Genomic DNA, 22,120 nt, shown 5'->3' on the forward strand with positions numbered 1-22,120 from the left:
TCTGACTTAGCTCTTTTTGACATCGTGGCCACCAAAGGCGCCGCGCATAATCGAGATCATTCGATCGGTGAAGTTGTTCTCTTCGCGCGAACGGAGACGGCGGATGAGCGACTCGGTGATGACTGGAGCAGAGATGTTCAGATCGATGGCTTCGGTAACGGTCCAGCGGCCTTCGCCGGAGTCGGGAACCCAGGCTTCAAGGCCGTCGAGGGTTGGATTCTTGTCGAGCGCTCCCGCGGTGAGGTCGAGCAGCCAGGACCGAACAACCGATCCCTTCTGCCAGATGTGCGCGATCTGCGTAAGGTCGAGATTGAGAGGCTCCTTCGCCTGCATGATAGAGAAGCCTTCGGCGAATGCCTGCATCATGCCGTACTCGATGCCGTTGTGGACCATCTTGACGAAGTGGCCAGCGCCCGAGGGACCAACGTGTCCCCAGCCTTCGGTGGCCGAGGGAGCGAGTGCTTGAAAGATGGGGGTGAGACGCTCGACCGGCTCCTTATCGCCGCCGATCATGAGGCTGTAGCCCTCTTTGAGTCCCCAAACGCCGCCGGAGGTTCCGCAGTCGACAAAGTTGAAGCCCTTGGCCTTGACTTCGTCATGACGGCGCTGCGTGTTCTTGTAGTTCGAGTTTCCGCCGTCGATGATGGTGTCGCCCTTCTCCATCAGAGGCTCAAGTTGCGCGATGGTCTCGTCGACGGGATCGCCTGCGGGAACCATGATCCAGATGGCGCGAGGAGTGGAGAGGTTCTTGACCAGCTCTTCAACCGAGTTGACGCCGAGATTGCCCGTTGCAGTCAACTTGGCAGTGGCATCTTTGTTGAAGTCGAAGCCGACGACCTTATGACCGGCGAGGCGAAGACGCTCCGCCATGTTGAAGCCCATCTTGCCAAGTCCAATAATTCCCAGTTCCATGATGTATTTCCCTTTCGTTGCTAAACGGCGATGCCGTGTTGAGTAAGTGAAGCGCGAAGTTGCGCGGGTGATTCAAAGTGAATGGCGTTCATGCCAAAGGCGCGAGCGGCCTCGCAGTTCTCCTGCTTGTCGTCGATAAACAGAGCCGTTTCGGGAGGAAGGCCGGAGATGTCGATTGCCGCGCGATAGATGTCGGGGAGAGGCTTCATCTCGTGAACATAGCCGGAACAGATGAAGTAGTTGAAGTACTGGCGGAGTCCAAAGGTGTCGAGACGGTAGGCGTTCAGCTCTTTCGACTCATTGTTAATGGTGGCGAGATGATATTGCCCGGAGCTTTTAAGGGCGGCGAGAATATCAAAGCTCCCCTGATGGAGAATCCTGCTTTCACTACAGACTAACGGCCAAAGCTTCTCAAAGGTGAGATGGAGATCGAGGTTGGTATCGATGACAGTCTTGGCAAAAAAATCCTGCGCCGTCATCAAGCCGCGCTCCCAAAAGTAGTTCACCTCGTCATGGACCGCTTCATACGCTGGGACGTTCACTCCGAGGGAGGTGAGAACGCGATAACGCTGGTTCCTGTCCCATCCATTGGCAAGCAGAACTCCACCGATGTCCCAGAAGATCGTCTTAATGGGAGTGATGCTCACTCGCCCTCCGGAAAATCTGCGCCGACGGTAGTGGATTCCCAGGTATTCAGCTCCGCCTTCCACTGATCGAGCTTGCCCCGCATGCGCTGAAGCGCCAGCGCCCCAAGAACAAGATGCAGCGGCGGCTGGGGAGACTCGACCGACTGGATAATGGCATGAACAGCGCGCAGAGGATCGCCCTTCTGCTTGCCTGCCTGATTGTGGAAGTACTCTCGAGTCTTACCCGCAGTGGAGTCGTAGTCAGCGATACGTTCTTTCGCTTCGACACCGGAGCGTCCGAGAAAATCGGTGCGGAAGGGACCGGGCTCGACGATGGTGACGTGAACGCCCAGCGGAGCAAGCTCGACGGCAAGCGCCTCGGAGAATCCTTCAACAGCGAACTTGCTGGCGTTGTAATATCCCCAGCCAGCCGAACCAATCAGGCCGCCGATCGAAGACAGGTTCACGATGTTGCCGCTGCGCTGTTTGCGAAAGTGCGGAAGGAAAGCGCGAGTCACACGGATCAAGCCAAAGACGTTGGTCTCGAAGACCGGCATGAACTCTTCCTCTGTGGCCTCTTCGATACCACCGGCTAGCCCGTAGCCTGCGTTGTTGACGAGAACATCTACCGGGCCGAAGGTAGTCAGCGTCTGGGCCACGATGGAAAGGATCTGCGCAGGATCAGTAACATCGAGCGCAAAGGCTCTGGCCTTCTCCGGATATTTCTCTTCAAGATCGGCGACCTTATCCCGGCTGCGCGCGGTAGCGATGACCTTGCCACCACCCTTGAGAACCTCTTCTGCCAGGATGCGACCGAAGCCGGTAGAAGCTCCGGTGATGAACCAGGTGCGAGTTGTAGTGATGTTTGCCATGTACTTTTCAGATGCGTTTGCGCGGCTTTCGGCTCGACGCTCCGCGCAAGTTACGTCGAGCCTGTATGAAAATCCGACGCGACTAGGAGTTCAGCGCCGTTCCCGCAGCTTCGGGCATGTAGGTCTTTTCGATGGCCTTAACCTTGTTGAGGCGGCGGACAAAGCGAGGCTCAGACGCGATGAAGTTCGCCTTGAGATAAGCATCGACGCACTCGTAAGCGAGGGCCGAGCCGATGATGCGAGCACCGAGGACAAGCACGTTCATCTCGTCATGCTCGACACCCTGGTGAGCAGAGTAGGTGTCATGACACATACCGGCGCGAATGCCCGGCATCTTGTTGGCCGCGACGCAGACGCCTACGCCGGAGCCGCAAATTAGGATGCCGCGCTCTACCTTGCCCGCCATCAACGCCTTGCCGACGAGAAGGGCGAAGTCAGGATAGTCGGAGGGCTCAGCGTTGTAGGCTCCAAGGTCTTCGACCTCGTGGCCCTGCTTGCGAACATAGTCGCGAACTTCTTCTTTAAGAGGAAAGCCGGCGTGATCGGAGGCGATAGCGATTTTCATGATTTGAACTACCTCAGGTTTCCGTAACGTAATGAATATGGTGTGAATCGAGGCAAAACAGGTTGATAAAGGCCGGTCTCGAGCAGAAACCGCTAGGAGTAATCCTGCTCGAACTCCCAATCGTCTTCTGGAGGAACGCTGTCTTCGTAGGTCGGCTGTAACGAAGTGAATCGCTCCTCTTTTACCGGCGACTCGTCGTTTCGACGCACCATCTCGCGTTCGCTGTTGACCATAACTCTCTCCGAAGAAGCCCCGTATTGCTGCAAGAAAAGGCGGAGCCCGATAGGCCCCGCCTTCCATTCCCTGCTTACTTCTTGACCAGCTTCTTTGCCTGCGCAACGACGTTTGCAACGCTGAAGCCAAACTTCTCCATCACGATCGGCCCCGGAGCGGATGCACCGAAGTGATCCAGACCGATGACGGCACCGTTGTGGCCGATGTACTTGTACCAACCCATCGTGGCCCCGGCTTCGACGGCCAGCTTGGGAGTGTTCTCCGGCAGCAGGCTGGCCTTGTACTCATCCGACTGCTCGTCGTAGACCTTGAAGCTCGGCATGGAGACGACCGAAGCATTGATGCCCTGCGCCTTCAGCTCTTCCGCAGCCTTCAGGATCAGCGAGACCTCCGAGCCCGTGGCGATCAGGATGATGTCCTTGCCGCTGTTGTCGAGAGCGTATGCACCCTTCTTCACGCCTTCGTGCACCTTGTACTTTTCGTTGTCGAGAACGGGAAGGTCCTGGCGCGAAAGAGCCATGAAGCTGGCGCTCTTGCGCTCGAGCGCAAGCTGCCAGCAGGCAGCGGTCTCGTTCGCATCCGCCGGACGGAAGTCGGTGAAGTGCGGAATGGCGCGAAGTGCCATCAGATGCTCAACCGGCTGGTGCGTGGGGCCGTCTTCGCCAAGACCGATGGAGTCATGGGTAAAGATGAAGAGCGAGTGAACTGACATCAGCGCAGCCAGACGAAGGGCCGGGCGAGCGTAGTCCGAGAAGACGAAGAAGGTCGACCCGAAGGGGATAAGACCGCCGTGGGCAGCCATACCGTTGACCATGGCGCACATGCCGAACTCGCGGACGCCAAAGAAGACGTTGCGGCCCTTGGGATCGACGTGGAAGCTGGGCGAATCCTTGAAGATGGTCTTAGTCGAAGCGGTAAGGTCAGCCGCACCGCCGAAGAGCTCGGGCACAACACCGGCAATGGCATTCATCACCACCTGACCGGCGTTACGCGTGGCAACCGCCTTGTCGGTCGGGAAGACGGGAACCTTCTTCGACAGGTCCTTCGACAGCTCGCCCTTGACGACGCGCTCGAACTCACCCGCCGGCTCAGGATAGGCTTTCTTGTACTCTGCAAAGTCGGCAGTCCATGCCTCGTGGGCCTTCTTGCCGCGAGCCTTGGCGGTATCCCAGTTGGCGCGGGCCTCATCGGGAACGTAGAAGCTCTTGTCCTCGGGCCAGCCGAGGTTCTTCTTGGTCTCCTTCACAGCCTCTGCGCCGAGCGCTTCGCCGTGGACCTTGCTGGTGCCGGCCTTGGGGCTGCCGTAGCCGATGACGGTGCGAACACGAATGAGCGAAGGACGCGTGGTCTCAGCCTTGGCAGCGGCGATGGCGGCTTCCAGGGCGACCAGGTCGTTGCCGTCGTGAACCATCTGAACGTGCCAGTGATAGGCCTCAAAACGCAGTGTGACATCTTCTGTATAGCTCAGCTCGGTAGGACCGTCGAGCGAGATCAGGTTGTCATCGTAGAGGACGATCAGCTTGCCCAGGTTCAGCGTTCCGGCCAGCGATGCCGTCTCATGCGAGATGCCTTCCATCAGGTCGCCGTCGCCGCAGAGAACATAAGTGTGATGATCGATGACCTTGTGACCGTCGCGGTTGTAGACGGCTCCGAGGTGCTTCTCAGCCGTGGCAATGCCGACTGCCATGCCGAAACCCTGGCCCAGCGGGCCGGTGGTGACTTCGACGCCCGGGGCCTCACCGTACTCCGGGTGGCCGGGGGTGTGCGAACCCCACTGGCGGAACTGCTCGAGCTGAGCCATCGGCAGATCGTAGCCGGAGAGGTGGAGCGAACCATAGAGCAGGGCGGAGGCGTGGCCGTTCGAGAGGATGAAGCGGTCGCGGTCGATCCACTTGGGGTCCGCGGGATCATGCTTCATGATCTTGTGGTACAGCAGATAAGCAATGGGGGCGCAGCCGAGGGGGGCGCCGGGGTGGCCGGAATTGGCCTTTTGAACCGCGTCGACGGCGAGGAAGCGGAGGGCGTTAATGGAGAGCTGATCTAACGCATTTTGCTTGTCTGACTGCTGCTGGTCGCTCATTCTTTTCCTTTTTCCTGTGTGAAGAGTCGCGGCGCGGGGCGGCGATTCTGCTGTTCCATGATTTTGGTCGTTCAATGACAGTGTAGCAAGCTGGACGGGGGCCTTGCACATCTTCGGGATTTATCGCCCCGAAGATGGTGGAATGATCGCGACTTCGAGGTTTTTACCGAGCCAACGGTCGGGCTGGTTCGGATCCTGGCCCTGGTTGGGCCAGCACAGCGTAAAAATAATGGTCCCACTCTGCTTCGAGGTTGTCGGTATATCGGCAAAGTAGCCGATCCGGCCCATGCTATGGGAATCCATGTTATTGACGGTAGACCAGTTATCGAAGGTATAGACGATCCGGAACCGGCCTCGATCGACTACCCGGAGGCTAAAGCCTGCGGGTAGAAACGAGACCGGGCGGGAGAGCTTGAAGATCTCTATCTGGCTGGCAAAAGAGCGCTTTGCCGCAGGAACGGCGTAGCGTTCTTCAACGACGGAGATGCGATCGAAGACGCGTTTGTCGGTGACTGAGCGAAGCAGCTTGAGGTACTCCGAATGCGCCCAGACCAGGGGCTGGGCAGATCCTGCCGACTTGCCGAAGTACATGCCCTCAGAGGGAAGATCGGCAGAGTCCCATATCTGTTCGGGGAGCATGCCGCCAATGGAGCTGAACTTCTCGAAGGCCGAGATCAGTTCGGTTATCGGTCGACCGGCGGCCAGCTCGTAGTGGGCACGCTCTCCAGTCAACAGCGGCCATGCGCGGCCTTGTCCCCAACCATCGTAGGGGCCGCCGTCTTTTTTCTGGCCATAGCCGTCGTGGTTATACCGCCGCCAGCAGGGGCCACTGGGCGTGTCGCGCTTCAGGATGGCATCGACCACCTTGATCGAGTCGACAATCAACGGGTCATCGGCACGGCGGACACCGTAGCGGACCAGTTCGAGAAATCCACCATCGATAATCTCGCGCGCCTCGAAGTCCTGCCTCTCGTCCGGCGCACGGTTAGCGATATGGATGTGACCGGGAGCGATCTGGTCGTTATAAAAAGGCTCGCCCGGCGCAGGCGGATTGATCCGCATGTAGTGATACGCGACCTCCGGGCAGAGCACGCCCTCCGTGGTCGTTGTCCACTCGTCGAGATGCGCCTCGATCCAGTCTGCATAGTTTTCTAAGAAGACTGCCAGCTCTTCCGAATCTTTGGAGCGGGCGATGTCGGCAGCGCAGATCAGGCCGGAGATTACCGCAGCCAGTGTCGAAGGAGAGTAGCCTGCGGTCTCCTCCCAGCGTTCCTGCTGCGTCACCGGCGCATAACAGACAAGGAAAGCTGCGGCGCGCTCGACCAGAGGGAAGATGTCGAAGTTGCCGAGCCCCTTCTCCTTCCACAGACGCCAAGCCAGGATGATAGGAAACGCCACCTCGTCGAGCTGAATGCCGGACCAGTAGGGATCGCCGTCGATCCAGAAGTTCTGCGCGAAGCTGCCGTCGGTGCGCTGTGTGCAGGCGAGATAGACCAGCGCCCGCAGCGCAGTCTCGGTGTCTCCGCATGCGAGCAGAGCGGTTGCTGACTGCACCATATCGCGCGTCCAGACGAGGTGATAGCCACCAAGGTCGGAGTCGCCCTTCGACGCGCCCCAGGGAATCGAGGCCGAAGCGATGAAGGCTCCCGAGTAGGTCTTGTCCTCGTGGGTGAGGATGATGTTATGGCTGATGTTGGCAAGCCTGCCGTCGTCGGTCGATGAAGCGGCGATCAGCTTCGGCGAGTCAACGCGCAGCCACTGCTCGATGAAGCGCTCGCAGTGGGCGCGATAGGGCGTAGCGAGGGTCTGCATCATGCTGGCCAAAGCGGCGTGATGGCCGTCGCCCAGTCCGATTGCAACCGTAAACTCGTGCGTGTGGGCGACATCGATCTCGCCCATAATGGCGACGTTGCCGTCGAGCGCCTGGCCAAACTCCCAATTCATGGTCATATCGGCGGCGAGGTCCTGAAAGCCGTCACTGGAGCCGACATAACCGCAGGAGGAGCGGGTAAATCCACAACTGACGCCCAGAGCCAGCGAGATATTGTTCTTCCACGCCAGCAGGCAGCGCTGGCCCGCAACCTCGATGGAGCGGGCCGAGTTCCCCGCCCCGCCGCCGTCGAGATGAGGTGCGAGCAGAACATAACACTTGAGGCGGGAGAGCAACGCCGTGTCGCCCGTGATCCGCACATGCATCAGCACAGCGGGACGATGCGGATCGCTGATGAACTGCTTGGTGACGGTATAGCGGCCGTTAGGATCGGTGGCAGTAACGCGGATGGCCTGCGCGTTGGGGTGGATATATTGCAGATCGTAGTGAATATCGCGCTTCTCTTCATGCAGAAAGGTCTCACCATCGGTGAAGATCAGCTCCATGTCGCGCGTTTGCGGACGATCGATCGTGGGGTAATAAATCTCGTTGAGGATTCCGTGTGAGAGGGTGAACCAGATGCGGCTCGAAGCGGCATATGCAGTGGAAACAGCATCTTTTTGGCTGGAGGTCCAACGAGGTTCGAGACCGGGAGCACCGAACGCGGCTCCCTGATCGTCGAGCCAGCGGTAGGCGGCTGCGAGATCGCTCATTGCACCATTAGACTCCAAAAATCCGGTAAACGGTTCTGATCAAACGGTGAATATGAGATGAACGCCACAGGTGCGCTATGATTCGAGGGTCGACTGGATTCGCCAATGGCATCGCAAGATGCCCCGGTGGCATCCAAAGAACGAACCGCCAGTGTGTGACCGAGCCTGGCCCAAACAAAAAGCGACAGGAGAATGACCGTGGCCTACGAACTACCCCCTCTGCCCTATGACTATGCGGCGCTTGAGCCCTACATCGACGAAGCAACGATGAAGCTGCACCACGACAAGCACCATCAGGCTTATGTAACCAACCTGAACGGCGCAGTCGAAAAACACCCCGAGCTTGGCAAGAAATCCCCTGAAGATCTGTTGAAGGACCTCGCCAGCGTGCCCGACGATGTGCGCAAAGTTGTGCAGAACAACGGCGGCGGCCACGTCAACCACACCATGTTCTGGCAGATCATGAAGCCCAAGGGCGGCGGCGAGCCGACCGGCGAGATTGCCGCTCAGATCAAGGCCGACTTCGGCTCCTTCGAGGACTTCAAGAAGCAGTTCAACGAAGCGACCGCCAAGCAGTTCGGCTCCGGCTGGGGCTGGCTGATCTTCGAGGGCGGCAAACTGAAGGTCGTTACTACCGCCAACCAGGACAACCCTATCTCGCAGGGTCACTACCCGATCCTGGGCAATGACGTATGGGAGCACGCCTACTATCTGAAGTACCAGAACAAGCGCCCCGACTACCTCGCCGCATGGTGGAACACCGTGAACTGGGATGAGGTCAACAAGCGCTTCGCAACAGCAAAGAAGTAGACTCGTCTCAACAAGAGTAAAAGGGCTGCCTGCGGGCGGCCCTTTTTGCGTCTTCCGACACATGCTGACCGTATCGTTATAAAAGATGTCACGAACGGAGACAGAGTGAAAAAGACGCAGGTGACGCGGCGCGAGTGGTTGCAGAGTTCAGTCCTGGTAGCAGCAGGATCGTTGGTCGCACCGAAGAGCATGTGGGGACAGACAAGTTCCCCAATCGCAACAACGACATCAGGCAAAGTTCGCGGATTCATCCAGGATGGAGTGAACGTCTTCAAGGGAATCCCATATGGGGGCGATACCGCAAAGCGCCGCTTCATGCCTGCCGAAAAGCCAACACCGTGGACCGGAGTCCGTGACGCGCTGACCTTTGGCCCGCAGGCTCCGCAGCCGATCCACACGCGCAGTGGCCACTCGTCCTTCTCTCCACTCGATGAAGTCAATCCGGTAAACAGCGAGGACTGCCTGCATTTGAATGTATGGACAGCAGGGCTTCGCGATGGGCGCAAGCGTCCGGTGATGGTCTATATCCACGGCGGCGCGTATAGCAGCAGCTCCAGCAACGGCCCGGTCTACGATGGTATTCGGCTGGTCAAGCGCGGCGATGTCGTCGTCGTGACCATGAACCATCGCCTGAACCTGTTCGGCTACATGTACCTGGCGAAGTTGGGCGGCGCAGAGTTTGCCGAAAGCGGCAACGTGGGTCAACTCGACCTTGTGCTGATGCTGAAATGGGTGCGCGACAACATCGCCGAGTTTGGCGGCGATCCTTCGCGGGTGCTGATCTTCGGCCAGAGTGGCGGTGGCGCCAAGTGCGCCACGCTGATGGCGATGCCCGCAGCCAATGGTCTCTTCCATCGCGTCATCACCATGAGCGGGCAGCAACTGACAGCGAGAACTCAGGAGCACGCCACCGAATCGACAGAGGCTGTCCTCGCGGCGATTGGCCTATCGCATGCGAACATCCAAGACATTCGCGATCCAGAAAAAGTACCAATGGAGAAGTTGGTAGCAACGATACGCGCGGGCAAATACTTCGGGCCTGTCCTCGACGATCAGGTATTACCGCGAGATCCTTTCTCTCCGGACGCTCCTGCACTCTCTGCAAACATTCCGATGATTCTCGGCAATGTCCACGACGAGACGCGCTTCCTGATCGGGAGCGGCGATGCATCACTGTTCTCTCTTAGTTGGGAAGAGCTGCCAACTCGATTAGAAAAATACCGCTCCTTTCTCGGCGACCTGAAGACAGCCGACATCATCGCCGACTATCGCAAGTGGTATCCGGCATACTCGGCCAGCGATGTCTTCTTCGCGGTGACGACGGCCTTCCGAAGCTGGCATGGAATGGTAATCGAAAGCGACCGCCACGCCGCACAGCACGGCCCAACCTGGGCCTATAACTTTGCCTGGAAGTCGCCAGTTGACGGCGGCAAGTGGGGCGCACCGCATACCATGGACATCCCCTTCGCCTTCGACAACGTAAAGATCGCAGCTTCGATGACCGGAGGCGGAGCCGATGCACAACGCGTTGCCGATCAGGTAAGCAACACCTTCATCGCCTTTGCGCGAACAGGCGACCCGAACAATAAAGCAATCCCCCACTGGCCACGTTACGAGCTGGAACATAGGCCAACGATGATCTGGGATTCCGTCTCACGGATTGAAGACGATCCACGCGGCGAAGAGAGAAAGCTGATCGAACAAGCTCCTTACATTCAACCCGGAACTTAAAAAAGAAATGGCTGGAAGCTTTAGCAGCTTCCAGCCATTCTTGATAACAACTGCGATTACTCGCTCGAACCCTTGCGAGGACGACGGTTGGCCTGCAATACCTTCTTGCGCAGGCGCAGCGACTTGGGAGTTACCTCTACAAGTTCGTCATCGGCGATGAACTCGATGCACTGCTCCAGCGTGAGGTTTTTGAACGGCACGAGGCGAACAGCATCGTCCGAACCAGATGCACGCATGTTCGATAGCTTCTTCTCGCGAACGCAGTTGACGTCGAGGTCGTTGTCGCGGCTGTGCTCGCCGACGATCATGCCCTCGTAGACCTCAACACCGTCGCCGACGAAGAGCACGCCACGATCCTGCAAACCTTCGAGCGCATACGCAGTCGTGGTTCCCTGCCGGTCGGAGATCAACGCACCGGAGAGACGCTGCGGAATCTCACCCTGATAGGCGATATAGCCGTCGAGAATCGAGTTCATGATGATCGTTCCTCGAGTCTCGGTCAGCATCTCCGAACGCAAGCCAATCAGACCGCGGCTGGGGATGCGGAACTCCATACGGACGCGGCCCGAACCGTGATTCGTCATCTTGGTCATCTCGCCTTTTCTTGGTCCGAGGCGCTCGATGACGGTGCCGACAAAGTTTTCAGGAACGTCGATTGAGAGATGCTCAACCGGCTCCATCACCTCATCGTTGATGCGCTTGGTGACGATCTCAGGACGGCTGACCATCAGCTCGAACCCTTCGCGGCGCATCATTTCGATCAGAATGCCGAGTTGCAGTTCGCCGCGTCCCAACACCTTGAAGGAGTCGGGCGAACCGGTCTCTTCCATCTTCAGAGAGACGTTCGTCAGTAGCTCCTTGTCGAGACGGTCGCGCAGGTTACGCGAGGTAACGAACTTGCCTTCGCGTCCGGCGAAAGGCGAATTGTTGACGTTGAACTGAATCGCAATCGTCGGATCGTCGATGGTGATCGGCGGCAGCGGCTTGGGGTCTTCCACGTCGCAGAAGCTCTCGCCGATGGTGATGCCGGGGATACCGGCGATGGCGACGATATCACCGACCTGCGTCTCTTCAATGTCCGTGCGCTTGAGGCCGGAGAAGCTGAAGAGCTTGGTGATCTTGTGCTTGGTAAAGGTGCCGTCGAGCTTGGCGACGTTGTACTCCTGCCCGGTGCGCATGGTGCCGTTGAAGACGCGGCCGATGGCAAGACGTCCCAGGTAGTCGGAGTAATCGAGGTTGGTGACCAGAATCTGCACCGCACCCTCGGGATCGCCTTTAGCAACAGGAATCGTGGTGATGATCTGCTCGAAGAGCGGCTGCAGGTCGGTGCCGGGAACGTTAGGATCGGTGGTCGCGGTGCCGAGCTTGCCGTTGGTGTAGAGCACGGGGAAATCAAGCACGGACTCATCGGCATCGAGGTCGATGAAGAGGTCATAGACCTCGTTCAGAACTTCCTGTGCGCGAGCATCAGGACGGTCGATCTTGTTGATAACGACCATCGGAGTCAGCCCAGCTTCAAGTGCCTTCGAGAGCACATAGCGAGTCTGCGGCAGCGGGCCTTCCGAGGCATCGACAAGCAGAACAACGCCGTCAACCATCTTGAGAGCGCGCTCGACCTCTCCGCCAAAGTCGGCGTGGCCCGGAGTATCGACGATATTGATCTTGTTGTCGTGATAGTAAAGAGCGGTGTTCTTGGCCAGAATCGTGATGCCGCGCTCTTTTTCAAGGTCGTTCGAGTCCATAACGCGCTCGGCTACAGCTTCGTTGGAGCGGAAGGTGCCGGACTGGCGAAGCATGGCGTCGACGAGGGTGGTCTTGCCATGGTCGACGTGGGCGATGATGGCGATATTGAAGATGGGCTTAACGGCAACTGCGGTAGAAGTGCTCACTGCGATGTATGTCCTGTCTGGGCGCTGGGGGATGGGACGAAGATGGAAATGCGCGTCACTATTAGTTTACCGCAGGCAGTTGCCAAAGGGCCATGAAAGAAGGCTTTGGACAGAAAAAGACTGCGGAATCACTTGTTTGGAGACTGCGTAGACGAAGGAATTGGCCGGTAATAACGAGCCTCAGGATCGGCACAGCCCTGGCAGATGATTTCTCCGTTAATTTCCACCTGGCGGTCGTAATTAATGCCCTCGCCACAAACCGCGCAGGCAATACGCGCCGACTTGTAGCCCGGCATCTCGCGCGGTTGCAGCGGCACCTGTACCCACTGCTCGCTGAAGAGGTCTTCGTCGGGAAGCTCGCGATAGGCGAGCATCTGCTGCTGGTTCTTGTTTTCGATGTGCGGATAAAGCTCGCGGGCGCGCTGCTTGGAGGACTCAAGCGCGGCGATGCGGATCGCTTTGCCGGTCTCTAAATCGGGATTTTGGGGGTCGCCTAAATCGAGAAACGTGGCGGCCATCTTGCCCCAGTCACGGAACTTGAGCGCGCGCTTGCCGAGACGGCAGCCGGTGACAACTCCAATCGCATCCGTAGCGCAGCGGTCGATCTCGACGAAGGTGACCAGGCGCTTGCGGTCGGCCCCTTTGGGGTCGTCGATGCCGAGACGCCGACAGCCGAGCATGGCCATGCGCACGCCGAGAACCTGACCCGCACAGAGGTGGCCGTGGGCAATCTCGGCTTCGCGGAGGAGCTCGTCAAAGGTCTGCATGGAGTGATGATAGGCGGAACGCGCCCCCTCGACCAACTTCGACGCGAAGCAAGCCTTGCACACGGCAGCGCAGCGGGGGTATTATCCGAAGCCCAGGGCTGCCCATGAGTGAACTAACCACGACAGTCGGCGAAGTGCTGCGGCAGAAGAAGGCAGAGATGTGGTCGACGACACCGGACGCCTCCGTGTACGAAGCCATCGGCATCATGGCCGAGCAACAGGTAGGCGCGCTCTTCGTCATGGAGCGGGGGGTGCTGGTGGGCATCATCTCCGAGCGTGACTATGCGCGCAAGGTGATCCTACAGGAGCGGTCGTCGAAGGAGACTATGGTGCGGCAGATCATGAGCACCCCCGTCATCACCGTCTCCCTGCGGCACACCGTAGCCGAGTGCATGCGCCTGGTCACCGACCACCGCATACGACACCTTCCTGTAGAGGACCACGGCAAGATAGTGGGAATGATCTCGATCGGCGATCTGGTGAACTCCGTCATCTCCGAGCAGGAGGCGAGAATCCGCCACCTTGAGGCTTATATCTCGCAATAGAACTGAAATGGACAGAAGCGCAGCGTCATCCGCAAGGATTCGCCGCGCTCTATCACATTTCGGATTACCTAGAACTGCTCGTCCGCCGATGGCCCATAGATGGCCGGAACGCTGGCTTCGTTAAGGCGAAGGTAGACGGTAAGCTGTCCGCGGTGGTGGGCAAGATGGCTGAAGACAGAGTCCGTAATCTGAACATGACGCGGCGCCTCGCTGATGGTACGGCCACCCATCTTGAATCTCCAGGGCTTGAGAAGGTGCTCTTCGGTAGTGGCCTCGAGCGACTTGCGGGCCTTGGCGACTCCTTCATCGAGGAGCTTCAACAACTCTGCCTTGGTGGCAACCGGCTTGGTCTTGAGATCTTCATTGCGAGGATCATCGAGATTCAGTTCGTCGGTCTCGATCATCATCGACACCCAGCCGGGCATGGTGGCAACAAGCGCGGCGAGTAAACCGAGCGCCATGGACTTCTCGTGCGGCTTCCAGTCGTTGCGTCCTTCAGGAGTGCGCTCGATTGCCTTGCGGGAGGATGCTGCTTCGCGGTCAAGCTGGGCGAGGAAAAACTCTTTCAATTCCATGTAGATCTCCTTGAGGTAGCTGTCTGCTTCGCTTACATGTTTGAGACTAAAAAGGTATATATGCCATGTACTGTCATATATCTTTGGCAAGATAAAAAAGTTCACCCCGCTCGCAAGGAGGATGGAAGCGTGAAGGCCAGCCGTCTCATGTCCGCGCTGATGCTCTTGCAGGCACACGGGCAACTCAGCACCCGCGAGTTGGCAGAGCGGCTCGAGGTCTCGCAGCGCACCGTGCACCGCGATATGGAGGCGCTCTGCATCGCGGGAATTCCTCTGCTGGCGATGCGTGGAGCACAGGGCGGATGGCGACTCGAGAAAGGCTGGCGTACGCAGGTGCCGGGGCTGGACGAGCCGGAGCTGCGCGCTCTGCTGATGACACAGCCACGTGCGTTGGGCGATCCCAAACTGTCCGCGGCGGCAGAGCGGGCGTTTGGCAAACTGATGGCCGCACTCCCTGTCTCAATGCGGCGACAGGCCGAGGCAATGCGCGAACGCCTGCACGTCGACCACACAGGATGGCATCCCTCTTCCGAAGATCTGTCGATGCTGCCTCTGGTGCAGGATGCGGTGGCGCGTGACTGCCGCCTGACCTTCGACTACACACGCGCCGACGGAGACACGGCGCCGCGAACGGTCGATCCGCTGGGACTGGTGGCCAAAGGCTCGACCTGGTACATGGTGGGGCGTGCGGCGAATGGCCTGCGCACCTATCGCGTCTCGCGCATGCAAGCTGTAACGGTGCTGGCCACCAGCTTTGAGCGTCCGGCGAAGTTCAGCCTGGGGGCGTACTGGAGCGAGTCCACCGCGCAGTTACAACAGGCTCGACAGAGCTATGAGGTAACTCTGCTGCTCGATCCTCAGGCGGCACGCTCGATAGGCCAATGGATGCACGCCGTTCCGGTTAAGCCTGGTGCGACGAAATTGCCCGAGGGATGGTCTGCTCTGCGGGTCGGCTTCGAAAACGAACACCAGGCACGGTTCGTCACGCTGGGCTTTGGCCCGAAAGCGAGAGTGCTGGAGCCGAAGCAACTGCGCGAGCGCGTACTGGCAGACGCTCGCGCAATCGCCGCAGCAGGTACAGCTAATACGTTGCCAGGCTGACCCTTCGGCAACATCGCGGGCCACGCGCTGGAGTTGTTGACCTGAGCGCCCAGCATCAGGAATGGCGCGCCATCTTTCTGGACAATGCGAGGCAGCGATCGATTCGTAGGCGTCTGTGCGTGGAGGTCAAGCGGGCCGAAAGAGAAGGCAGAAAAGATCAGAAGAAGAGATGCAAATGCTGGCGAGCCGGAAGCGTTTCATGCAGAGCATCCTCTTTTGCCTCCGATAACAATATCCAGTCATAAAGCGATTCAGCTAAACTTCGCGGCTTTTGGTTCGCGCAATCTTAAGGGCTTCGTCGATTGCTTTGCGAGCGCGTTTTTCACGCGACTCAGGGCTTTGATAATAGAAAATTCCGAGCAGGTGGCCACGGCGCTGCACCGGCGTCATCGCCTCCCAGCCTGCACGAGCCCGCGAGTGACGCGCGAATTCCATTTGCAGAATCGGCGGCAGCTCGCGCTCGCCCTCCATGGCCAGCATCATGCGCTCCACCATCTGCTCGGCACGGCGCAGGCGGGCTTCGGCGCTCTTGGGAGTGTTGATATTGCGGGTAATGTTGTCGCGGGCAGAGATGCTTAACTGTTCGTACCATTTTTTGAGCGCGCCATGCTGCTTCAAGAGCTTCGCCAACTCCGTAGGAATGGACGTCTTACGCTCTTCGAGGTCGGGCTCAATCACGATCTCAACCATGCCGCCAACCACGGCGCCTGCGCCCTTCTGCATCTGCCTGTTCACCAGCACAAAGTGGCCGTCCTGCGCAGACCCGAAGAGCGAAGTGCGAAAGGCAAAGCCGTTGACCGTGCCTTTGACGTGCAGGCGATTCCGTGTCTTCCAAGTCTTCGCAACGTCGAAGGGCAGCCTGACGATCACCCAGTTGAGCTTGCTGTACGGTTCGAGAAGACCGCGAAACTTCTTGCTTGTGCTCATAGAAGAGTGCCGACTCCGAGGAAATTAATATTGCCGGCTGAGTGCGCGGTGAATCTTCTGGTCGGTCTTGTACTGACTAAGCGCGTAGACGGCCCATATCGTAGCGGGAATCCATCCAAGAACCGTGATCTGCAACACCAGGCAGATGAACCCGGCAAAGGGGCGGCCTATGGTGAAGAAGGTCAGCCAGGGAAAGAAGAATGCGATGACAAGTCTCACTTGCGGGCCTTCCGTCGGGATTCAGCGCTACAGCGATGTTACCGCCGATGGAGCAAGATACGCGTCCGGCAGCCGATTAGTTCTCATCCGAGTTATCCCCCTCCTCCACCAGCGAGCTCGAACCGAACACATCATAGGTGGTAGCCTGCCCGCCGGTAGGCTGAATGGTGACGCGCATGGGCAGTCTCTGCCAGCTCGCAAGCTGGCACACGGGGATGAAGTGGTTCGACTGCGGCCACTCACCGATCTTCTTCTGCACCACGGCCTTGCGCGCTCCAAGCTGGGCCACAACAGCAAAAAGTCCACCCCGAGCCGTGGTCGCAATGCCGCAGTAGGCGGCATAATCGCGGAACCAGACGACGTTAGAGACAACTGAATCAAAATCAGGCAGATGCAGCGCGGTAATGTGGCCGCTGATGCGATCGACCATCAGCCACGGCCCCGGCTCCCACACCCAGCGAGGAGCAGGATCGGTGGGCAGAGCATCATTGAGCCGCAGAGCGCGGCGCACAGTAAACGTGCGATCAGTAACGTCGTGGATCTCCCCGGTAGTCCACTCCTTCTGACGGTCATCCACGTACAGGGCGCGAACACGCAACGTCGAGGCCTCATCCGACTTGGTCTCAGGTGTTGCATCCGTAGGGACATAGGGCGCACGCCTGCTAGGACCGAGAGTAACGGTATGCACCTTGGGCGCTGCGAGAAGCCGCGCAGGCACAAACGATAAGACCAGCAGCAGCGAGGTGGGCAGATATCTACGAAGCAGAGAGAGATACAAGGAAAAATTCAAGATTGGGCCTGTGGTTTGAGATTGCTGCAACATCGAAATTTCAAAGTGTTGCCATGCTAATCCGCAGGCTACATCTTCCGCGTATACAGGGCTGTAACTTGCCTAACACTTTTGGGGAGTGGAATAAATGGGACGATATTCGGAAGAAAGGAACCGGAAACCGGGAAGAACCTTCCGAGTCAATGGAAGGCGCATAAAATCTGTGGATTTCGTCGTCGTTGGCCGCGTTATGCAGGCGAAATCCAGAGTAGTATCGTGGAATGAATGCGTGCTGCCGTCGTGGTGGCGCGTTCGAAAGCCCGCGGCGAGAATATTAAGCAGTACGAAAGGACAGAGACAGATATGTGGAAACCGAATCAGCCCGGAAGCAATAGCCCTTCAACTCCCGAACCAGTGCGTCCGACTCCGGCAGCAAGCCCGAACTACGAGGCCAGCCCGACGCGGCAGGCGAGTGTAGGCAGCGCGACACCAGCCTCGGCGGTGCCGACGGGCGAGCAGGCAACGATCGGCAAATCGCTCATCGTCAAGGGAGAGTTGACCGGTTCCGAGTCGCTCTACATCGACGGCAAGGTCGAAGGCGCCATCAATCTGCCTGGCAATCGCGTCACCGTGGGACGCAACGGCCAGGTCGCGGCGAACATCGTCGCCCGCGAGGTCGTTGTACTGGGCAAGGTGCGCGGCAACTGCCAGGCCAGCGATCGCGTCGACATCCGCAGCGAAGGCTCGCTGACCGGCGACGTCATTGCAGCTCGCATCTCGATCGAAGATGGCGCGTTCTTCAAGGGCGGCATCGACATCCGTAAGCCCGGCGGCACGGACCTCAAGGGCGGCACGGCCACCAGCGCCGCAACCCCCGGCCCCGAACCTGTCACCACCCAGGCATAAGCGCAATATCGCATCGCCACAAACGGCCCCGGCTCAAGTCGGGGCCGTTTTGCATTTAAGACTAAACGGTGTGGGTTGAGGTTCTATTTTTCCGCAGAGCTTCCACCACCAGACCGATCAGAGCGTAGGTAGCAGCATTCGCAATAAGAACCTGATACATGCTCACTGGGAGCGAGCGGACGAAGATAATGAGACAACTGATGCCGGCGAATAGCCATACATCATGCATCCGCTCGTTGGTGTACGGAGCCGTTGCCAGGACACAGAATGCCCAGAAGACTGCAATGAGAAAGCCCACAACTGCCCACATCGCAATTCGGTTTTTCATGGTGCCGCTCCTACACTTCCCTGCTCGAATAGCCGGGAAGTGCCAGTCGGTTAGATATCGTAGTCCGAATCTGCACAGGTTGCATCTTGTGGATGCAAGCAGAGATCGAAGCGAAATCCCTAGATATGACCAAGATTGCGGACGATACTGAAGATAGCGGCGAGGGCCAAAGTTATATACACGGCAGAGTGTGGTAACCGCGGCACTTGCAAAGGTTCGCGACGAAGGAAGCGGCGATAGCAGATCGCACCATAGATCGCGGCAAACGGCGTCAGCATCGTCGTAAGCATATTCAACCGCATAGCTTCAGCAACGCGCCCGTGCAACAGCGCGGCCAACGCCCGCGTCGCCCCGCAGCCAGGGCATTGCACATGAAGAGAGCGATAGATCGGGCACGCCGGATAGAACGTGTAACTCTCCGGCGGAAAGCGCAGCAACACACCAACGGCAATGGCGACGACAGCAAGCGGTGCTGCCGCCCGCCCGATGGCTGCGAGCCGCGCGCGTGTCATCACCGCACCGCGTTCCGGTAGCGCAGCGTCTCCTTCATCTCATTGATGCGGTTGAGCTTGTACTGAAAATAAATGCCGCCGAAGAAGAAGGTCATCACCGCGCTCAGACGCAGGCCAAACGGCTCCGCGACGTTATAGTGCTTCTCGAGCGTGTCGCGCAGGCTGAAGCGGGCGATCAGCCTCACGATCCACGTCGCCAGCCCGACCAGGCCGCCTAAGATGCTCTGGTGCGGATGCTGATGATGCACCGTCGCAATCACATTACCGTAAGACCCGCCGAAGTTAAGCACGATGAGCACAGTGGCAATGATGTAGTACATCAGCGCCTGGCTCGTCGGCTGTATCCGCTTAGCCCAGGAAGCAATGACTAGGTTCCAGACAACAACGAAGAGGCCACAGGTAAGAAAACCAAGCAGAAGCTCAAGTCCCCAATTAAGGTTCGGCGCATCCTGATACGTGCCGGCAGCAGGCTGCGCATAGGCAGCCGCAGATGGCTGCGCGTACGGGGTTGAAGAGGAATAACCCGGCGCCGCTCCTGAAGACGATGTTCCCAGAATCTGCGAGACCGGCACCCACTCCGTCATCTCCTCGCTCTTGGCCAGGTCGGTATACAGAATGTGATTGGAGGCGACATAGCGCTGAAGATCTTCAAGAGTGTAGGGGCCATACATCTGGCCGTTGCGTGACACCTGGTATTGCATACTGGCGCTCCTGTCGATAACGAATGCTACGCACAAATCCGTAGAGTGATGAAAACACGGAGCGCGCTTCTGCACAATACGATTTCCCCGCAAGGATGGTTCGCTGAACTTCTCAAAAATTGCGAAAGACGAGTTCCTTGAATGAAATAGTTTCCAAACCCTATCCCAACCCTGTATAAATCTGCTGAACAGTATTTGGCTGCGGATACCGCCGCCACACCTGAAAGACGGGACGATTCATGAAGAAGATGTTTGTAACCGCACTGGCCTCGCTGATCTCGATCAGCGCTCTGGCCCAGCAGCCCTGGCAAAAGATACAGATGCCGACAGCGGCCAGCGTGCAACAGTCATGGCTCAATCCCCCATCGGAGTACGGTCCTGAGCCTTACTACGGGTTGAACGGCGCGGTAAACCAGCAGGTCATCGAGCGCGATCTCGACACCATGAAGTCGCTGGGCTATCGCGCGGTCACGGTACAGGCCGGGTTCGGCATGCCCTTCGCATATCTCTCGCCGGAGTACTTCCAGTTCTTCCGCATGTTCGTCGAGCAGGCGAAAAAACGCGACATGCGTGTGTGGATCGTAGACGACGCCGGATATCCCAGCGGATTCGCCGGAGGCAAATTTACACAGCTAAAGCCCGAGCTGCGAATGCAGGCGCTTGAGGTCGCGCAGAGGATTCCCGCCAAGGGCAGCGACACAATCCAAGCAGCCGTAGGCCCCAACACCGTCGCCGTAACTGCGGTTGATGCAGCCGGCAAGACTGTAACCATTCCAGTAACAAATAATGCGATCACATGGACTGCCCCGGCAGGCGATTGGACCGTCCTAGTGGTCGAGCATCAGTTCAGGACCTCACCGACGCGGTCGGACACTAACCCTACGCACAAAAAAGACGGCACGCAATCGCTCGAAGACTACATGGACCCCGCAGCGACCGAGCAGTATCTCCAGTTCACGCACGAGCAGTATAAAAAGGCCGTCGGCGACGAGTTCGGCGAGACCATCCTCGGCTTTCGCGGAGACGAGCCCGACTACTCCATCTCCGGTCTACCGTGGACACCGAAGTTCTTCTCTCGATTCGAACAGGTCAAGGGCTACGACATTCGTCCCTACGTCGCCACGTTCCTCTTGCCAAAAGGAACAGCGATGACCGAGACCCAGCGCCGCGCCAAAGCCGACTACTACGACGTCTTCTCGCAGATGTTTCGCGACGGCTTCTTCAAGCCGCAGGGAGAGTGGTGCGCGGCCAACCACCTCGAATATCAGGTGCACCTGAACCATGAAGAGATGGAGATGGCATTAACGCACAGCGAAGGCGACTTCCTGCGCGACATGAAGTACGTCGAAGTACCCGGCATCGATGCCATCTGGCACCAGATCTGGACCGATACCATCTCCGATTATCCGCGGCTTGCCTCATCGGCGGCACACGTCTACGGCCATCCGCGCGCCTTCACCGAGAGCTTCGCGGCCTACCGGCCAGCCCCCGACGTCACCATGGCCCGCTACATCCTGAACGAGCAGTTCGTGCGCGGCGTCAACCTAATCGAGACGATGTACTACCCTGCCACGACTGGCGCACGCGGTGGCCCGGCGGCCTACATGAAAGATCCGGCCTACCCTGCGCTGCTGACCTATGTGCGACGCATGAGCTATCTGCTGTCGATGGGCGAGCCCGCGTCGTCTGTCGCACTGCTCATTCCTTCGAGCTCGATGTGGCTGGGCGATACCGCCTCCGACGCAACCTTCGTCTCCACCGAGCGCCTGCTCTCCGAACATCAAATCGACTTCGACATCGTCAATGAAGACGCCCTCGCAACCGATCTCAAGGCCAGCCACGGAACATTCGAGACGATGAGCGGCAATCAATACCGCACCGTGATCGTTCCTGGCGCGGCAGTCCTCTCGCAGCAAGTGCTGGATCGCCTGCACACCTTCGCCGCAGGCGGAGGCAAGGTACTCTTCCTCGGCGGCACACCATCGCTGATCGCAGGACGAACGATCCTCGATGCGCGAGCAGCTACGGCTGCGGACTTCGCATGGGCCACAACCGAAACCTCAGCACAGTTGCCCGAGACACCCACTCCGCCTGCTTATCCCCCAGCAGCACCACCGGCTCCGCAAGCAGCAGCTCCGGCAATTCTGCAAGCAGTGACAAATGCTGTGGGAGATCAGGACATATGGCTCACTTCACCGGATACATCCCTGCGCTGCATGACACGGCGGCTCAAGGACTCGTCCGTCTATCTCTTTTTCAACGAGAGCGCCGCGCCTATCTCCGACGCAGTGAACTTCCGCAACGAGGGAGAGAACTCCCGGCAACTGGTCGAAGAGTGGGCCCCGGCTACCGGCGCGGTCTCATCCGTCGCCTCCACCCGCGCCCCGGGAACGATGTCGGTGCAGTTAAAGCTCAAGCCTTACGAGACACGAGTGCTGATGGTGCGATAACTCCGAGAAAGATATTGC

At 58.6% G+C, this 22,120-nt stretch carries 22 protein-coding genes; 6 read left to right on the top strand and 16 right to left on the bottom strand.

Annotated elements, in window-relative coordinates:
- Nucleotides 1-6 precede the first annotated feature (6 nt).
- The 7 genes from gnd to IEW09_RS00775 all read right to left on the bottom strand — a co-directional run bounded on the left by gnd (nt 7) and on the right by IEW09_RS00775 (nt 7,872).
- Nucleotides 7-912: a phosphogluconate dehydrogenase (NAD(+)-dependent, decarboxylating) gene (gene gnd, locus IEW09_RS00745; protein WP_188552265.1), complete on the bottom strand. Its 906-nt coding sequence runs from the start codon at nt 910-912 to the stop codon at nt 7-9.
- Nucleotides 913-932: 20 nt separating this feature from the next.
- Nucleotides 933-1,559: an HAD family hydrolase gene (locus IEW09_RS00750; RefSeq protein ID WP_229738983.1), complete on the bottom strand. Its 627-nt coding sequence runs from the start codon at nt 1,557-1,559 to the stop codon at nt 933-935.
- Nucleotides 1,556-2,410 (bottom strand): oxidoreductase, encoded by an 855-nt coding sequence (locus IEW09_RS00755; RefSeq protein WP_188552266.1) that lies wholly within the window; start codon nt 2,408-2,410, stop codon nt 1,556-1,558. Before IEW09_RS00755 ends, IEW09_RS00750 begins: the two co-directional genes overlap by 4 nt.
- 82 nt (nt 2,411-2,492) lie before the next feature.
- A complete protein-coding gene (gene rpiB, locus IEW09_RS00760) occupies nt 2,493-2,975 on the bottom strand; it encodes a ribose 5-phosphate isomerase B (protein WP_188552267.1) in 483 nt (160 codons plus the stop codon).
- 92 nt (nt 2,976-3,067) lie between these two features.
- The gene (locus IEW09_RS00765; RefSeq protein WP_188552268.1) at nt 3,068-3,208 is read right to left on the bottom strand and encodes a hypothetical protein; all 141 of its coding nucleotides are present in this window, start codon (nt 3,206-3,208) and stop codon (nt 3,068-3,070) included.
- A 74-nt stretch (nt 3,209-3,282) separates the two neighbouring features.
- Complete coding sequence (gene tkt, locus IEW09_RS00770) at nt 3,283-5,289, bottom strand: transketolase (protein ID WP_188552269.1); 2,007 nt, start codon at nt 5,287-5,289, stop codon at nt 3,283-3,285.
- A 120-nt stretch (nt 5,290-5,409) separates the two neighbouring features.
- Nucleotides 5,410-7,872, bottom strand: a complete 2,463-nt coding sequence (locus IEW09_RS00775; RefSeq protein ID WP_188552270.1) for a glycoside hydrolase family 15 protein — start codon at nt 7,870-7,872, stop codon at nt 5,410-5,412.
- A gap of 198 nt (nt 7,873-8,070) precedes the next feature.
- Between IEW09_RS00775 and IEW09_RS00780 the strand changes: the two genes are divergently transcribed.
- Both IEW09_RS00780 and IEW09_RS00785 read left to right on the top strand, forming a co-directional pair.
- A complete protein-coding gene (locus tag IEW09_RS00780; protein WP_229738984.1) occupies nt 8,071-8,682 on the top strand; it encodes a superoxide dismutase in 612 nt (203 codons plus the stop codon).
- Between the two features lie 105 nt (nt 8,683-8,787).
- Nucleotides 8,788-10,413, top strand: coding sequence for a carboxylesterase/lipase family protein (locus IEW09_RS00785; RefSeq protein ID WP_229738985.1), 1,626 nt, complete (start codon nt 8,788-8,790; stop codon nt 10,411-10,413).
- Between the two features lie 56 nt (nt 10,414-10,469).
- Here the strand turns inward: IEW09_RS00785 and typA are convergent, their stop codons facing one another.
- A complete protein-coding gene (typA, locus tag IEW09_RS00790; RefSeq protein WP_188552272.1) occupies nt 10,470-12,302 on the bottom strand; it encodes a translational GTPase TypA in 1,833 nt (610 codons plus the stop codon).
- Nucleotides 12,303-12,430: 128 nt separating this feature from the next.
- Entirely contained in the window at nt 12,431-13,069 is a 639-nt protein-coding gene (locus IEW09_RS00795) for an FmdE family protein (RefSeq protein WP_188552273.1), read from the bottom strand.
- Between the two features lie 104 nt (nt 13,070-13,173).
- On the opposite strand from IEW09_RS00795, the gene IEW09_RS00800 reads away from it, so the two are divergent.
- Nucleotides 13,174-13,614, top strand: coding sequence for a CBS domain-containing protein (locus IEW09_RS00800; RefSeq protein ID WP_188552274.1), 441 nt, complete (start codon nt 13,174-13,176; stop codon nt 13,612-13,614).
- 68 nt (nt 13,615-13,682) lie between these two features.
- Here IEW09_RS00800 and IEW09_RS00805 read toward each other — a convergent pair whose 3' ends face one another.
- Entirely contained in the window at nt 13,683-14,189 is a 507-nt protein-coding gene (locus tag IEW09_RS00805) for a DinB family protein (RefSeq protein WP_188552275.1), read from the bottom strand.
- 129 nt (nt 14,190-14,318) lie between these two features.
- Here IEW09_RS00805 and IEW09_RS00810 point away from each other — a divergent pair, with 129 nt between their 5' ends.
- Nucleotides 14,319-15,290 carry a helix-turn-helix transcriptional regulator gene (locus tag IEW09_RS00810; RefSeq protein WP_229738986.1) on the top strand — a complete coding sequence of 324 codons (972 nt, stop codon included), beginning with the start codon at nt 14,319-14,321 and terminating at the stop codon, nt 15,288-15,290.
- A gap of 255 nt (nt 15,291-15,545) precedes the next feature.
- Here the strand turns inward: IEW09_RS00810 and IEW09_RS00815 are convergent, their stop codons facing one another.
- From IEW09_RS00815 to IEW09_RS00825, 3 genes are all read right to left on the bottom strand, one after another.
- Nucleotides 15,546-16,217 (bottom strand): YdeI/OmpD-associated family protein, encoded by a 672-nt coding sequence (locus tag IEW09_RS00815; protein WP_188552276.1) that lies wholly within the window; start codon nt 16,215-16,217, stop codon nt 15,546-15,548.
- A gap of 24 nt (nt 16,218-16,241) precedes the next feature.
- Complete coding sequence (locus IEW09_RS00820; RefSeq protein WP_188552277.1) at nt 16,242-16,436, bottom strand: YqaE/Pmp3 family membrane protein; 195 nt, start codon at nt 16,434-16,436, stop codon at nt 16,242-16,244.
- A 76-nt stretch (nt 16,437-16,512) separates the two neighbouring features.
- Nucleotides 16,513-17,214 (bottom strand): hypothetical protein, encoded by a 702-nt coding sequence (locus tag IEW09_RS00825; protein WP_229738987.1) that lies wholly within the window; start codon nt 17,212-17,214, stop codon nt 16,513-16,515.
- Between the two features lie 354 nt (nt 17,215-17,568).
- Here IEW09_RS00825 and IEW09_RS00830 point away from each other — a divergent pair, with 354 nt between their 5' ends.
- Nucleotides 17,569-18,111 carry a bactofilin family protein gene (locus tag IEW09_RS00830; RefSeq protein WP_188553134.1) on the top strand — a complete coding sequence of 181 codons (543 nt, stop codon included), beginning with the start codon at nt 17,569-17,571 and terminating at the stop codon, nt 18,109-18,111.
- 61 nt (nt 18,112-18,172) lie between these two features.
- Here the strand turns inward: IEW09_RS00830 and IEW09_RS00835 are convergent, their stop codons facing one another.
- The 3 genes from IEW09_RS00835 to IEW09_RS00845 all read right to left on the bottom strand — a co-directional run bounded on the left by IEW09_RS00835 (nt 18,173) and on the right by IEW09_RS00845 (nt 19,652).
- Nucleotides 18,173-18,439: a hypothetical protein gene (locus tag IEW09_RS00835; protein ID WP_188552278.1), complete on the bottom strand. Its 267-nt coding sequence runs from the start codon at nt 18,437-18,439 to the stop codon at nt 18,173-18,175.
- Between the two features lie 119 nt (nt 18,440-18,558).
- Nucleotides 18,559-18,951, bottom strand: coding sequence for a DUF2752 domain-containing protein (locus IEW09_RS00840; RefSeq protein ID WP_188552279.1), 393 nt, complete (start codon nt 18,949-18,951; stop codon nt 18,559-18,561).
- Nucleotides 18,951-19,652: a DUF4339 domain-containing protein gene (locus IEW09_RS00845; RefSeq protein ID WP_188552280.1), complete on the bottom strand. Its 702-nt coding sequence runs from the start codon at nt 19,650-19,652 to the stop codon at nt 18,951-18,953. Before IEW09_RS00845 ends, IEW09_RS00840 begins: the two co-directional genes overlap by 1 nt.
- 239 nt (nt 19,653-19,891) lie before the next feature.
- Between IEW09_RS00845 and IEW09_RS00850 the strand changes: the two genes are divergently transcribed.
- A complete protein-coding gene (locus tag IEW09_RS00850; protein ID WP_229738988.1) occupies nt 19,892-22,102 on the top strand; it encodes a glycosyl hydrolase in 2,211 nt (736 codons plus the stop codon).
- The last annotated feature ends 18 nt before the right edge of the window (nt 22,103-22,120 follow it).

It is taken from the genome of Edaphobacter dinghuensis, assembly GCF_014640335.1.
Lineage (GTDB): Bacteria > Acidobacteriota > Terriglobia > Terriglobales > Acidobacteriaceae > Edaphobacter > Edaphobacter dinghuensis.

Excerpts from the sequence above, each read along its gene's own strand:
- gnd (WP_188552265.1), bottom strand. The coding sequence starts at position 912 with ATGGAACTGGGAATTATTGGACTTGGCAAGATGGGCTTCAACATGGCG.
- IEW09_RS00755 (WP_188552266.1), bottom strand. The coding sequence starts at position 2,410 with ATGGCAAACATCACTACAACTCGCACCTGGTTCATCACCGGAGCTTCT.
- rpiB (WP_188552267.1), bottom strand. The coding sequence starts at position 2,975 with ATGAAAATCGCTATCGCCTCCGATCACGCCGGCTTTCCTCTTAAAGAA.
- IEW09_RS00765 (WP_188552268.1), bottom strand. The coding sequence starts at position 3,208 with ATGGTCAACAGCGAACGCGAGATGGTGCGTCGAAACGACGAGTCGCCG.
- tkt (WP_188552269.1), bottom strand. The coding sequence starts at position 5,289 with ATGAGCGACCAGCAGCAGTCAGACAAGCAAAATGCGTTAGATCAGCTC.
- IEW09_RS00775 (WP_188552270.1), bottom strand. The coding sequence starts at position 7,872 with ATGAGCGATCTCGCAGCCGCCTACCGCTGGCTCGACGATCAGGGAGCC.
- IEW09_RS00795 (WP_188552273.1), bottom strand. The coding sequence starts at position 13,069 with ATGCAGACCTTTGACGAGCTCCTCCGCGAAGCCGAGATTGCCCACGGC.
- IEW09_RS00800 (WP_188552274.1), top strand. The coding sequence starts at position 13,174 with ATGAGTGAACTAACCACGACAGTCGGCGAAGTGCTGCGGCAGAAGAAG.
- IEW09_RS00805 (WP_188552275.1), bottom strand. The coding sequence starts at position 14,189 with ATGGAATTGAAAGAGTTTTTCCTCGCCCAGCTTGACCGCGAAGCAGCA.
- IEW09_RS00815 (WP_188552276.1), bottom strand. The coding sequence starts at position 16,217 with ATGAGCACAAGCAAGAAGTTTCGCGGTCTTCTCGAACCGTACAGCAAG.
- IEW09_RS00830 (WP_188553134.1), top strand. The coding sequence starts at position 17,569 with ATGTGGAAACCGAATCAGCCCGGAAGCAATAGCCCTTCAACTCCCGAA.
- IEW09_RS00835 (WP_188552278.1), bottom strand. The coding sequence starts at position 18,439 with ATGAAAAACCGAATTGCGATGTGGGCAGTTGTGGGCTTTCTCATTGCA.
- IEW09_RS00840 (WP_188552279.1), bottom strand. The coding sequence starts at position 18,951 with ATGACACGCGCGCGGCTCGCAGCCATCGGGCGGGCGGCAGCACCGCTT.
- IEW09_RS00845 (WP_188552280.1), bottom strand. The coding sequence starts at position 19,652 with ATGCAATACCAGGTGTCACGCAACGGCCAGATGTATGGCCCCTACACT.
- IEW09_RS00850 (WP_229738988.1), top strand. The coding sequence starts at position 19,892 with ATGAAGAAGATGTTTGTAACCGCACTGGCCTCGCTGATCTCGATCAGC.